13 protein-coding genes, 1 tRNA gene and 1 pseudogene are annotated in these 13345 nt (G+C 42.4%); 13 read left to right on the top strand and 2 right to left on the bottom strand.

Annotated elements, in window-relative coordinates:
• A pseudogene (locus C8D97_RS18165) lies at positions 1 to 744 on the top strand (hypothetical protein); the annotation flags it as partial.
• A 175-nt stretch (positions 745 to 919) separates the two neighbouring features.
• Here C8D97_RS18165 and C8D97_RS11340 read toward each other — a convergent pair.
• Positions 920 to 996: transfer RNA gene (locus C8D97_RS11340), tRNA-Arg, on the bottom strand.
• 218 nt (positions 997 to 1214) lie between these two features.
• Between C8D97_RS11340 and C8D97_RS11335 the strand changes: the two genes are divergently transcribed.
• The 11 genes from C8D97_RS11335 to trpA all read left to right on the top strand — a co-directional run bounded on the left by C8D97_RS11335 (position 1215) and on the right by trpA (position 12433).
• A complete protein-coding gene (locus tag C8D97_RS11335) occupies positions 1215 to 2108 on the top strand; it encodes a radical SAM protein (RefSeq protein WP_245411438.1) in 894 nt (297 codons plus the stop codon).
• A gap of 51 nt (positions 2109 to 2159) precedes the next feature.
• Positions 2160 to 2684, top strand: a complete 525-nt coding sequence (locus C8D97_RS11330) for a YchJ family protein (RefSeq protein ID WP_109763887.1) — start codon at positions 2160 to 2162, stop codon at positions 2682 to 2684.
• A gap of 324 nt (positions 2685 to 3008) precedes the next feature.
• Positions 3009 to 3401: a hypothetical protein gene (locus tag C8D97_RS11325; protein WP_109763886.1), complete on the top strand. Its 393-nt coding sequence runs from the start codon at positions 3009 to 3011 to the stop codon at positions 3399 to 3401.
• 240 nt (positions 3402 to 3641) lie between these two features.
• Positions 3642 to 4079: a hypothetical protein gene (locus C8D97_RS11320; protein ID WP_146196137.1), complete on the top strand. Its 438-nt coding sequence runs from the start codon at positions 3642 to 3644 to the stop codon at positions 4077 to 4079.
• A gap of 425 nt (positions 4080 to 4504) precedes the next feature.
• Positions 4505 to 5536, top strand: a complete 1032-nt coding sequence (gene aroF, locus C8D97_RS11315; protein ID WP_109763884.1) for a 3-deoxy-7-phosphoheptulonate synthase — start codon at positions 4505 to 4507, stop codon at positions 5534 to 5536.
• A complete protein-coding gene (locus tag C8D97_RS11310) occupies positions 5536 to 7227 on the top strand; it encodes an anthranilate synthase component 1 (RefSeq protein ID WP_109763883.1) in 1692 nt (563 codons plus the stop codon). The genes aroF and C8D97_RS11310 overlap by 1 nt, the downstream gene beginning before the upstream one ends.
• A complete protein-coding gene (locus C8D97_RS11305) occupies positions 7220 to 7795 on the top strand; it encodes an aminodeoxychorismate/anthranilate synthase component II (RefSeq protein ID WP_109763882.1) in 576 nt (191 codons plus the stop codon). Before C8D97_RS11310 ends, C8D97_RS11305 begins: the two co-directional genes overlap by 8 nt.
• Positions 7796 to 7819: 24 nt before the next feature.
• Complete coding sequence (trpD, locus tag C8D97_RS11300; protein ID WP_170115223.1) at positions 7820 to 8830, top strand: anthranilate phosphoribosyltransferase; 1011 nt, start codon at positions 7820 to 7822, stop codon at positions 8828 to 8830.
• Entirely contained in the window at positions 8820 to 10274 is a 1455-nt protein-coding gene (trpCF, locus tag C8D97_RS11295; protein WP_109763880.1) for a bifunctional indole-3-glycerol-phosphate synthase TrpC/phosphoribosylanthranilate isomerase TrpF, read from the top strand. The genes trpD and trpCF overlap by 11 nt, the downstream gene beginning before the upstream one ends.
• 36 nt (positions 10275 to 10310) lie before the next feature.
• On the top strand, positions 10311 to 11627 hold the full coding sequence (gene trpB / locus C8D97_RS11290) for a tryptophan synthase subunit beta (RefSeq protein ID WP_109763879.1): 1317 nt from the start codon (positions 10311 to 10313) through the stop codon (positions 11625 to 11627).
• Between the two features lie 5 nt (positions 11628 to 11632).
• Positions 11633 to 12433, top strand: a complete 801-nt coding sequence (gene trpA, locus C8D97_RS11285; protein ID WP_109763878.1) for a tryptophan synthase subunit alpha — start codon at positions 11633 to 11635, stop codon at positions 12431 to 12433.
• A gap of 49 nt (positions 12434 to 12482) precedes the next feature.
• On the opposite strand, the gene C8D97_RS11280 is transcribed toward trpA, so the two are convergent.
• Positions 12483 to 12746: a hypothetical protein gene (locus tag C8D97_RS11280; protein ID WP_109763877.1), complete on the bottom strand. Its 264-nt coding sequence runs from the start codon at positions 12744 to 12746 to the stop codon at positions 12483 to 12485.
• A gap of 86 nt (positions 12747 to 12832) precedes the next feature.
• Here C8D97_RS11280 and C8D97_RS11275 point away from each other — a divergent pair, with 86 nt between their 5' ends.
• The gene (locus C8D97_RS11275; RefSeq protein ID WP_109763876.1) at positions 12833 to 13075 is read left to right on the top strand and encodes a hypothetical protein; all 243 of its coding nucleotides are present in this window, start codon (positions 12833 to 12835) and stop codon (positions 13073 to 13075) included.
• Positions 13076 to 13345 lie beyond the last annotated feature (270 nt).

The raw sequence follows: 13345 nt of genomic DNA, 5'->3' as shown, positions 1-13345 counted from the left end.
GCTGTACTCCAACTGCAAGAAAATGATTACACCCGTTATCGTTATGCATACCATCGGTACAGTCCTATTCATACCCATCAACATCAGGAGTCTGTCGGTAATGGTTGGAATATCCTGGCTTTTTTTGGTGTGCTATTGGTCGGAGTATTTTTTCTTTCATCTATATTGTTATTAATTATTAGGGATGAGCCTGGGATCGGATACTGGAGTTTTTTTACGGTTACAAGTGGTATAGTTTTTTGGTCCATATTTTATATGCGCTGGTATCGAAAAAAGCACGATATGACTTACATACCTCATTACAGTCATGTGATTTTTGACCGAAAAAGTGGCTGCGTTATTACTCGTAATATTGATTATACCGAAACTAAAAAGTATCACTATTCTAATTACATTCCTGCCACCTTTTATACGGTTAGTGTCAATGCCGTTCAGGAGTTCCATCTAGTGCTCTTTAATCGAATAAGTGGTAATGCAATCAATCTAAGTACTTCCAGTGACATCTATAGCCTGTATGTAAAGTTACGCATTTTTAATCAATTTATGGACATTAACGAACCCTTGCCAGATCTGCCGCATCTAGAGCCTTTTCGGCCGTTTGATAAAACGACAAGAGAGTACGATAAAAAGAAAAAACGCGATCCAGATAAATGGCGTAGTGCTGACCACTTGGAATATCATAAAATGTGTGAGGAGGCGCGACGTCACTTACAAAAATATTTTGAGTCGGGTGACTGGATATAGAGGGTGTTTTGGTTATGTGTAATATTAATTAACATGTCTCTGTGCAACACCCCTGTGAGGCCATCTTTTAGATGTCTTAAAATGTTCCAGGCATTTTAATCGAACAGAGGAGTTCTCATCTTCCGGTTGCACAAAATGAAAAAAGCCCACCGATTGGTGAGCTTTTTAATTTATTTGGCGCGCCCGGAGAGATTCGAACTCCCGACCAATTGGTTCGAAGCCAACTACTCTATCCAGCTGAGCTACGGGCGCGTTGCGGGCACAAATTTAACGAAATCTGGGCTATTTAACAAGGAAAAAATGGATTTTTATGGTCAGAAGGTGTTTTATTGAACAATTTATACGGCTTACTGTTAAAAGTGGGTAAACATCAATCAATAACTCAGTAAATTGGCTGTAGAAGGGCTTTCGTTGCTAAGTCGCTTTTCAGTTAGTTACAATGACTCTTGCCTATTCTATCGATAAGATAAGTGAGTCAAGTGATTGCATTACCCTATATAGAGCCTGTTTTTCGGCCTCCAAGTGAGTGGAAGTCGCTTATTTTGCAGGTGACGAATGGATGTTCCTGGAATCAATGTACTTTTTGCGATATGTACACTCAGCCCCAGAAGAAGTTTCGACCCAAGTCTCAAGAGGATATCGATAAGGAGTTGGCTGTTGTTGCTGAGTCGGGCACTCATGTAGGGCGTGTTTTTCTGGCCGATGGCGATGCGATGGCACTGTCGTTTCGTCGTTTAAAATCTATACTGCTGTCTATTAAACATTATCTCCCCAATGTAACACGTGTGTCGAGTTACTGTTTACCAAGAAACTTACTTAATAAGTCAGTGGATGAATTAACCGAGTTACAACAGCTGGGTCTTAAGTTGGTTTATGTAGGATGCGAGTCGGGCGACGATACGGTTTTGTCTGCCATTAATAAAGGTGAAACCTATGCTTCGTCATTGAGTGCGTTAGTTAAATTAAAACAGGCCCAAATGAAGACCTCGGTAATGATTTTAAATGGAATGGGTGGTGTCCGTTTTTCAAGGCAACATGCGGTGCAATCTGCTAAATTAATGAATGAAGCACAACCTAATTTTTTATCCACACTGGTCGTATCCTATCCATTAGGAGATAAACGGGTTGTTGAAGGTTTTAAGGGAGAATATCAGCTTCCAGATACAAAGGGACTTTTGCAAGAGATGAAGGTTCTACTGGAAAATTTGCAATTGGAAAGCACTGTTTTTCGTTCTGATCATGCATCGAATTATCTGGCGCTGAAAGGGATTCTTGGAAAAGATAAAAGTAAAATGTTGAGTATAATTGATAGCGCAATAGATAACGCTATTCCTTTACGACAAGAGTGGCAGCGTGGTTTGTAACCTGACAAGCAATAATATCTGTTAAATATTTTCTAAGTGAGCCAGTTAATAATGAATAAATTAAGCTGTTACTGTGGTTCTAAAATAGCATTTAGCGTTTGTTGCCTGCCTGTTATTGAGCGCACAAAAAAGCCTGAAAATGCAGAGCAGTTGATGCGCTCGCGTTTTTCTGCTTTTTGTACACACAATGGTGATTATTTATTTGAGACACATCATCCTCAGTACAGAACAGGATTAACCGCAGCTAAATTGACGCTAAGCGCCAAACAGACACAATGGATTAACCTTGATGTTGTGTCGCATAATCACTTAGGCGAGCAAGAGTCGAGTGTTCACTTTAAAGCATGGTTTATCGAAGGTGGAATTTTAAGGTGCATGGAAGAAAATTCAAAGTTCATCAGCATCGATGGGCAATGGTTTTATTGCGAACCCATAGCGTTAGTTAATAACACATCAAAACCAAATCTGTTGCAATTAACAACCAGTGATCATCAGCTGGAGGAAAATAAGAAAATTTCACGTAACGCACCTTGTCCTTGTGACAGTGGTCAAAAATACAAACGCTGTTGTATCTAGTATAAGTAGAGCACTTTTTAATATTCTGAGACCATTCGTTCTAAAAAATATTGCTCTCATTGTTAATTACTCTAAAAACTCAAAAATTGTGTATTAATCACAAGCCATTGATAAGCTTGTTAAAAATTCTTTAACTATACTTAATAGAAGCGGTTAGAAATTATTTGTCAGCGAATATCTGATAATTGGTGAACTGGATCACACCCGTTTTGTTACTTTACTGCTAAACCTAAATAGTCTTGCTTTCCTTGCGCTCGTTAGTGTGACATGCGCTTTGGTAAAAAGCCTTTTGGTGAACTGAGCAGAATCTAGAGGGTCGCAGTTGTGGCGTCTATTGCAACAAAAATTCGGCAGCTCACGCCTGAGCAATATTTACCCCGTGCTGGGAATCCTTCTGATCCCGGTTTGTCCTGGTCTATTTCGTTAAATCTTGGGTTGTGGCTCAGTCTGGATCTTCAGCAGGGGTGTTCGGTTGCTCTGTATATAGATTATCAGGACAGCCGTGGCGATCAGTCATTGTTGGTCGATACACTCAAATTTAACAGCGAGCAGGAAACCGTATTTTCTAACTTGATCAAACTACCCGTTAAAGGGGTGCTTCAAAGTGTTGCTCTTATTCTAAGACATGACAGTACCTGGGTTGAATGCAGTATCAACGAGTTATTTGTACGGGTGGTTGAGTTGCCGCCTAATCCAGGCCTTTACAAGTCAGCTTAAACAGAGAGCTATATTTTATCATTGCTTCTGATTAAACCGTGCGTGCAATCAGCGGTTTATACTAATCCTTTAAATTCAAAATTTGTGATTGTGTTATAACTTTGGGCTATACAAGGTTGACATTTAAAATAGACTGGTTAATTATTGTTCGCTATTTTGAGATATTGCAGTAAGAAATATACTAAAAACACATTTATAAAAATAAAAGCTTAAGCTTCAATCACTTAGATGATAAACAATATGAACTCTAATTCTTCCGTTACTATAGCTCCCCTGGAGTCGACTCAGGTGACGCAAACCCACAGTATTTATCTGGATGCTGAGAAGTATTTACCTGTAAATTTTCAACTAACCGACCGCCCCTGGTCCATATCACTGAATATATTGTGCAGTTTTCGCATGAGCGATTATCTGGATGGGAAGTTTGCTTTGTTGCTGGAGTATCAAGATCTGCGCGGTAAACATCGGTTACCAGTGGATATTCTGGAATTATCTTTTGAAAATGCGCTGTTATTTTCTAATCTGGTTGAAATACCGGTTCGAGGAGAATTATCGGACATTTGCCTGAAGTTAACCGGCGTGCCAAAAGACATCGACGTGGAGACCGAGTTGTTGCATATTCACCTTGAAGAGTCTCGAAGTTACAGCGATAGTCAGCCGATCCGTAAGGTCCTGTAAATGGCCTATACAACTTTTTGTTATATTAACGAAAATAGTTATTGACTTATGTTCGGCTTTGCCATAATTTACAAGCCATGAAAATGAATAACGCACAAAATACAAATTTCTGGCATGCTCGTTGGTGGTGGCAAACTACTTAACGGGTTTTAGCTGTGCGCGAGTTATGCGCCAATAGTTTTCAAAAGCCCGTTTTAATAACGGGCTTTTTTTTTGCCTAATTGAAACTGAAATGACAAAGCATGAAGCAATTATTATGAAACAACATACACAACAATTTGATACTTTTGCAAAACACTGGTGGTGGCACTTAACAGGCTAGCTGCGGGTGTTTGATGTCTTATTGTTTAAAAAAACCCGCATTGTGCGGGTTTTTTTATGCCTGAAAAAAAGAATTTAACGTTTAAACTTTTGGAGAAAATATTATGATTATCGTATTAAAAGCAGAAGCAACCAAACAAGACGCGGATGAGATTTTAGCAAAAATTGAAAACGCCGGATTAAAGCCACTTTACATGCCAGGGACTGAGCGAACGGTTCTGGGCGCTTTAGGGGACGAGCGTATTTTACAGGGACTTAATATTACCGCCCATCCAATGGTGGATGATGTTAAACCAATATTAGCATCATACAAGCGTGTAAGCCGTGAGCTTTATCCGTCTGATTCTGTGGTCCATATCGGTAATGTTCCATTTGGTGGTGAGCACTTTTCCATTATCGGCGGACCTTGTGCCGTTGAAGGGTTGGATGAGTTTCGTCAGTCGGCCAGTGCCGCCGTAAAAGCTGGTGCCGTGGCACTTCGAGGCGGAGCTTTTAAACCCAGAACCAGTCCTTATAGTTTTCAGGGCGGTGGTCTTGACGCATTAAGAGTGATGAAAGAAATAAAACAGGAGTTAGGTGTGCCGGCTGTTACCGAGGTAATGGATGCCGCAGATATCGATATGATTTGTCAGCATGTTGACGCCCTACAAATTGGCGCAAGAAATATGCAAAACTTTAATCTGTTGAAAGCGGTTGGTCGTACTGAAACACCGGTTATTTTAAAACGAGGCATATCAGCCACCATCGAAGAAACCTTATTAGCGGCTGAATACATTGTGGATGCCGGAAATCCTAATGTGATCCTGTGTGAAAGAGGGATCCGAACCTTTGAAACTGCCACTCGAAATACACTCGATTTAAACGCAGTGGCGTTTATGAAGCGAAAGTCTCATTTGCCAGTAATTGTTGATCCATCACACGGTACCGGAATTCGCGAATTAGTCGGGCCAATGGCAAAAGCTGCGGTGGCAGTCGGCGCCGACGGCGTTATTATCGAAGTACATCACGAGCCTAAAAATGCATTATCCGATGGTCAGCAGTCGCTATACCCGGAGCAGTTTGCGCAATTGATGAAAGAGCTGGATGCATTTATCACTGCAGCCGGGCGGCAAACGACCAAGCGCAAGGTTGCCTGATGAATCCGATGCAGTTTGATAAAAACAAAGCCGTTACCACCTTGACCAAGCAGTTGAGTAACCGCATTGATGTTACCCAGGCCTATGGCCAGTTGTGTGGTCATTCAACAAACATGACTGCACTGCTCGAAACCGCTTCAATCAGCACCAAAGAGCACACCCGCAGTTTACTGGTTTTATCTTCGGCGCTGCGGATCCGCTGCTTTGGTGAATCGGTGACTGTTTTGGCGTTAAACGCCAATGGCAAACAGCTTATTGGACAGCTTGCGGAAATGTTTGGTGAAGAGGGGCGGCAATGTCGTACAGAAACAGATTCCGAATTAACCCTTTCTATATCCCACCAATCTTTACAAGACACCATTGATGAGCAGAAAAAGTTAAGCGCTGATTCTGTACTGGATGTGCTAAGAAAGATTATGTCGTTATTGAGCGTTGATGCTCACAACGATAAAACGACCATGCTGGTGGGTACATTCAGTTTTGATTGTTATCAGTTATTTGAGTCGTTACCTTCGGTTGCAACAGAACAGTCGTTTCCAGATTACGATTTTTATCTGGCGGATCGGTTATTGGTGGTGGATCATATCAATCATTCAACTCGCTTGATTTCAAAAATCTTTCGTGGTGATCAAACCGAGCAGGTTTATTTTGATTATCAAAACAAACTGTCCGAAGATGAAAAGCTTTTAGCCGCTGCTCTGGATGACAAAGCAGAACAATCGGCAAGTCTGTCTTCGAATGGCAATCATGCTTTTAACATTAAAGATGTTGATGTTAAGTCGGTGAATGTCAATCTTTCAGATTTGGTTTATAGCGAACTTGTTGAACAAGCAAAACAGCGCATTATTGCCGGCGATGTGTTTCAAATGGTGCTAGCCCGCGACTTTACTTTGCCCTGTAGCAATGCGTTTTTAGCCTATCAGCAATTGCGACTTTCGAATCCCAGTCCGTATATGTTTTTTGTTAATACACCGGAGTATCAATTGTTTGGTGCTTCGCCGGAAAGCGCCGTTAAATACGATGCTTCGAACCGCTCTTTAAGTATTTATCCTATCGCGGGTACCCGACGTCGGGGCCTCAATAAAGATGGTAGTGTTAATGATGACAGAGACGCCCGTATCGAGCTGGAACTAAAAAATGACGAGAAAGAAAAAGCTGAGCATTTAATGCTGGTCGACTTGGCTCGAAACGATGTCGCACGAGTGTGCGACAGTGGTACTCGAAAAATTGAGCGACTTTTGGAGATAGATCGTTACTCTCATGTGATGCATCTGGTATCAAAAGTGACCGGGCAACTGAGTGAAAATCTGGATGCCTTAAGTGCCTATCAGGCCTGTATGAACATGGGGACTTTATCTGGCGCCCCAAAAGTAAAAGCAACGCAACTTATTCGTCAGTTTGAAGGCAAGCACCGAGGGGTTTATGGCGGTGCCATGGGCTACATCAATGCTGCCGGTGATATGGACACGGCGATTGTTATTCGAAGCGCATTGGTTGCCAATAATACAGCAACCGTTTCAGCTGGTGCCGGTATTGTTTACGACTCACAACCAAAGCTTGAAATAAAAGAAACGGAAAATAAAGCCGCCGCTGCATTACAGGCTATTCATAGAGCTAATCAACTCGTTAAACAACAGACAGAACAAAACGCAGAGCAAAAGATAGGTAAGCAGGTGAACGATCATGGCTAATGTTTTATTTATCGATAATTTTGATTCGTTTACCTACAACTTGGTGGATGAGTTTAAATCATTGGGTCATCAGGTCACCGTTGTTCGAAATACCGTAGCCACCGATGTGCTGGTTGAGTTGAGTCAGCAACATGATCTGGTGGTGATTTCTCCGGGGCCCGGTGATCCTCAGCAAGCCGGAAACTGCTTGTCATTTTTAACACAGGTGAAAGGACGTGTTCCTGTGCTAGGAATTTGTCTTGGCCATCAATTATTAATTGAACAGGCAGGCGGGCGTATTGGGCTTGCACCACTTCCGGTGCATGGAAAAACAGCAGCGTTGCGGCATAAACAATCCCATTGTTTTGCTGACTTACCCAATCCACTAACGGTGGGGCGTTATCACAGTTTGGTGGCTCTGTCGGTACCTGATGACTTTGAGGTGCTGGCAACCGTTGACGATTTGGTCATGGCGATTTATCAGCCGAAACAACGATTGCTGGGTTTTCAGTTTCACCCAGAATCTATTTTGACGACGCAAGGCAATCAATTGCTTGAGCAGAGTATTCAACTTTTAATGAATGATTAGTGTATTTATTTTGGGGAAATTATCATGAATCAATTAATGGAAAAGCTCTATCAGGGCGAGCATTTAAGTAACCAGGATACGCACAGTATCATTGAGAATATTGTTACCGGACAATTATCAGAAGCTGAAATTTCAGCGTTTCTGGTGGCTTTAAAAATAAAAGGTGAGTCGAGCGATGAAATAGCTGGCGCCGCCAGTGCATTGCGAGCTTCGGCGACACCATTTAAACGCCCGCAAGGAGTTGTGGTTGATACCTGCGGTACCGGTGGTGATGGCATGGGCACCATCAATATTTCCACGATTGTTGGTTTGGTTGCTGCTGAATGCGGTGTTAAAGTAGCTAAGCACGGCAATCGCTCCGTTTCTTCAAAAAGTGGTTCATCCGATGTACTGCAAAAGTTTGGTGTAAAGCTGGATATGAGCCCCGAGCGAGCCGCAGAAAGTCTCGAGCAATTAAACTTCAGCTTTTTATTTGCGCCACAGTATCACCCAGGTGTTCGGCACGTAATGCCGGTTAGAACAGCGTTAAAAACACGAACTTTATTTAATCTTATTGGCCCTCTGGCAAACCCGGCGGCACCTGATGTTCAGCTTATGGGGGTGTATGATGCAAACCTTTTAACCACCATGGCACAGGCGCTGAATGATCTGGGTTGTCAAAAAGCATTTGTGGTGAATGGTGGTGGTCTGGATGAAATTGCACTGCATACAGAAACACAAGTTGCCTATTTAAATAATGGTGTGATCGAGTCATTGACCATTTCTCCGGAAGATGCAGGACTGAAGCGTGCATCGTTAAGTGAATTGCAAATTGATGATCCGGTGGATATTGCGGCTGCTCTCTTGTGTGTGATTCGTGGCAGTGGAAAACAGGCTCATGAAAATGCAATAGCCTTAAATACCGCAGCGGTACTTTATTTAACCGGGCAGGCGGAAAGTTTAAAGCAGGGTGCGAGCTTTGCAAAAGAAGTGATACAGTCAGGCCGTGTAGCAGAGCGGCTGGAAAAAGTAGCGGAGTTTTCAAATGGCGGATAAGCCTTATTCTTTACAGACTAACGCATTACAAAATAATGTTTTACAGACAATTGTTGATAATAAACGCGATGAGGTGGCACAACGAAAACAGGCGGTGCCGATTGCTGATCTGATTGATAACTGCCAACCCTCGCATCGATCATTGAAAGCGGCACTGTCGGAACCCGGCAACCGATTTATTTTAGAATATAAACGTGCATCTCCTTCAAAGGGAGATATTCGTCCAGACTTTAAGGTTGAGGATTGTTTAAACGCTTATTCGTCTTGTGCCGATGCTTTTTCTGTTCTGACCGATAAGCAGTACTTTAATGGCAATCATATTTTATTAAACAGCGTGGCCAAGCGAACCAACAAGCCGGTTTTATGCAAAGACTTTTTTATTGATGAGTATCAAGTATACGAAGCCCGATTTTATGGCGCTGATGCTATTTTATTAATGCTGTCGGTATTAAGTGATGAGCAATACAAACTATTGGCCAAAGCTGCGTCGGATTTAAACCTCGATGTGTTAACCGAAGTGCACAGTGAACAAGAGTGTCAACGGGCGATTGATCTAAATGCCAATATTATAGGTATCAACAACCGTGACTTAACCAATTTAACCACCGACTTATCAAACACGGAACGGTTAAGTCAGTTAATTCCTAAGGATCGTATTGTTATTTCTGAGTCGGGCATTAATACCCGAGCTGACATTAACCGTTTGGCACCCTGTGTGAACGGTTTTTTAGTGGGTTCCTCTCTGATGGCTGCTGATGAAGTTGCTGAGGCTGCAAAACAATTGGTTTATGGCAATATTAAAATTTGTGGTGTCACCACGGTTGATATTGCCGAGCAGGCATTTACATCCGGGGCAAGTTATGTCGGTTTAATGTTTTATAGTAAGTCTGTCCGTGTCGTTACTCCTGAACAGGCAGAACAAATTTGTACTCAAGTTCCCGGACGCTACGTTGGCGTGTTTGTTAATGAAGACGCAAATACCATTGCCGATATTTCAAAGCAGTGTTCGCTTAGTGCGGTACAGCTTCATGGTTATGAAACCGAGCAACAGGTATCCGCGGTTCGCACGGCACTCAATGATTCCGGGCAGTCACAGGTTGAAATCTGGAAGGCGCTACCGCTTGTAAATCACAATAATATTGAGCTAATCGTTCATGCAAGCCGTTACGCGGATAAAGTATTAGTGGATTATCAATCGGATTCGGAGCAAGGGGGCACGGGACAATCGTTTGACTGGTCTTTATTGCCTGAGCTGCTTAAACATCTTGATGAGAAAAATATTATTATTGCTGGTGGTATAAACGCCGACAATGTTTCCAAACTGTTCAAGTTTTCCAACGTAATGCTAGATTTAAGCAGTGGTGTTGAAGAAAACAAAGGTGAAAAATCCAGCCAGCTAATTTCACAGTTTTTTAATCAGTGTCGCATGAACTACGCAGCCTGATGCATGAATGAATTTTGAATGTTAAGAAGGTTTTGTATGAGTAATAACCAACATAAAGCGTCCACAGATAAACAGCCTATAAGTGATCAGTCGCCCAGCGAATTTGAAGCGAATGAAAACTTGGGCAGTCCGGGGTATTTTGGACAGTACGGCGGAATGTTTGTACCGGAAATTTTAATCCCCGCTCTTGAGCAACTGGAGCAAGCGTTTAACGATGCCATTGAAGATGAGTCATTTGTCAGTGAGTTTAATGCGCTGTTGAAAAATTTTGCCGGTCGTCCAACACCACTCTACGAGTGTCGAAATCTGACTAACGATAAACAAGGTCGAATATTTTTGAAACGCGAAGACTTGTTGCATGGCGGTGCCCATAAAACCAATCAGGTGCTGGGTCAGGTTTTATTAGCAAAGCGAATGGGGAAAAAGCGTATCATTGCCGAAACAGGAGCAGGCCAGCACGGCGTTGCTACGGCAATTGCTTGCGCGTTAATGGATTTACCATGCGTTGTTTATATGGGAGCGGTTGATTGCGCTCGTCAGCAACCGAATGTTTACCGTATGGAGTTAATGGGCGCAAAAGTAATTCCCGTTGATAATGGTAGCGGCACTTTAAAAGACGCGATCAATGAAGCATTACGAGACTGGGCTGCTTCTTATGACGATACTCACTATTTATTAGGCACCGCTGCGGGTGCTCACCCATTTCCCACCATTGTTCGTGAATTTCACAAAATGATTGGCGAAGAAGCGAAACAACAAATGATTGAGCAAACCGGACGACTACCGGATTATGCCATTGCCTGTGTCGGTGGTGGTTCAAATGCAATTGGGCTGTTTGCTGATTTTATCGAGGATAAAAGCGTTAAGCTGGTGGGGGTTGAACCGGCCGGTAAAGGTGTTGATACTGAGCACCATGGTGCAACACTTACTAAAGGCAGCCTTGGTATATTACACGGTTCTCACACAAAAATTATGCAGGATGATGTTGGGCAAATCGAAGAGTCTTACTCGGTTTCTGCCGGTTTGGATTATCCTGGCATTGGTCCTCAACATGTTTATCTGCAAGAAATTGGTCGCGCTCAATACGAAGTGGCTGACGATAAGGAAGCATTGGATGCGTTTAAGTTACTGTCGAAAAGGGAGGGGATTATTCCAGCTCTCGAATCGTCCCATGCGCTGGCGTATGCCCTTAAACTAGCCAAGGCTTCCGACAATAACACACACATATTGGTCAATCTTTCCGGTCGTGGTGATAAAGATTTGGCTTACGTGCGTGATTTAGAGCAGGCCGCTGAACAGTCAGCAAATTCATCCTCCAGTTCATCCAATAGTCATTCAGAAAAAGGCCAGTGATTATTATGAGTCGTTACGAATCTTTATTCCGTCAATGTGATCAACAAAAGCGTATTGCGTTTATTCCTTTTGTGATGCTGGGTGATCCTGATTTTGATACATCAATAGACATTATTAAAACATTGGTTGAAGCGGGCGCCGATGCTTTAGAGCTTGGTATTCCGTTTTCTGATCCGGTTGCGGATGGCCCGGTTATTCAAACGGCGGCCATTCGTGCGCTGTCATCAAATATGACGACCACTCGCTCATTTGAAATACTGGCGCGGGTGCGAGAGCTTTTTCCGGATATCCCGATTGGTTTATTACTCTACTCCAATCTTGTTTATCGCAAAGGTATTGAAGCATTTTATAAACAATGCGCAACCGATCAAATTGATTCGGTATTGATTGCCGATGTACCACTACGGGAATCAACGCTGTTTGATGGTATTGCTAATAAACACGGTGTCGAGTCGGTGCATATTTTACCACCTAATCCTGGTGAAAAAACTTTGCAACAAGTGGCGAAACTGAGTAAAGGTTACACTTATGTTTTAGGTCGGGCCGGTGTTACTGGTGCAGGCATTGCAGCAAAAATGCCGTCTCAAGATATTATGCAAAAACTGACTCAATACAACGCCGCGCCACCTGTTATGGGATTTGGAATTTCAAAGCCGGAGCAGGTAACTGAAGCAAAAGCCCATGGCTTTAAAGGAGCCATTTCTGGTTCTGCTGTGGTTAACATTATTGAAAATAATTTATCGAACAAAACAAAAATGTTGTCTGAGCTGGCACTGTTTGTTGAGCGGATGAAAGCCGCAACGTAAACGTTATCTGTTTACAATTTATTTTGAATTACTTTTAGACAAACACGCTCTAGAACTTGTCGAGTCCGTCGGTGGAGTTAAGCGCAGCTCGCTCGGCTTTGTCGATGGCTCTTAATAGCAGCGTGTGTTCTTGAGATCCCTGACCGGAACGCAAATATAATTTGGCGTAATGTTTTACTTTTTCCAGTAGCTCTACACGGTGGTTAAGGTTCAACAACGACTTGGCAATAAAGTCATGATCGTTATTTTGTTCCCGCATGGTCGCTGCGGTCGTTAATGCTTGTTGTAACTCTTTCTCGGTAGGTACACCCATAATAAACCTGTATGATGCGTCTGTTTGTTCTATTTATTATAGCTTTGCTTTCTATTATTATGGCGGAATCAATCGAGAGGTTTTAAATGACTGATTTTTGGACTAAAACGGAAACTCTTTTACGCGAAATGGAAGCCGACGAAGAATACGACCTGTTTGCCATTGGCTATGTGATCCCACAGGTTGCCTTGGCGCATCAGCAGTTTGATGATGTCGCAGATCCCGCACAAACCGTTCGCGATTATGTGGCCCACTGCATGACTCAGGATAACATCGAGCAGGCCGATCAGCGCCTGATTCAACAAGTGCTCGACGCCGCCTTACAATAACTTTATCCGGTTTACGCTTACTACTCTTTTTGGAGTCACTTATTTTAATTAATGAGTAAATAAACGCTCATAGCTAAATATATTGGCTAATTTGAGTAATATAATACTCAATATTGATTATTGTGTTGTTTGAGCTATAATTTACGCATAATCGTTATTTGTATAGATTGTGAGCATATTTTTACTCGAAATATTGCTTTTGGTGGTGTGCTTGTATAGAGTTCATAGAAGAAAACGTATAACAAACAACCTATAAAAAACAACGCATAT

It is taken from the genome of Pleionea mediterranea (genome assembly GCF_003148745.1).
GTDB classification, from domain to species: Bacteria; Pseudomonadota; Gammaproteobacteria; order Enterobacterales; family Kangiellaceae; genus Pleionea; species Pleionea mediterranea.
This window is presented reverse-complemented; position numbering and strand designations above follow the sequence as displayed.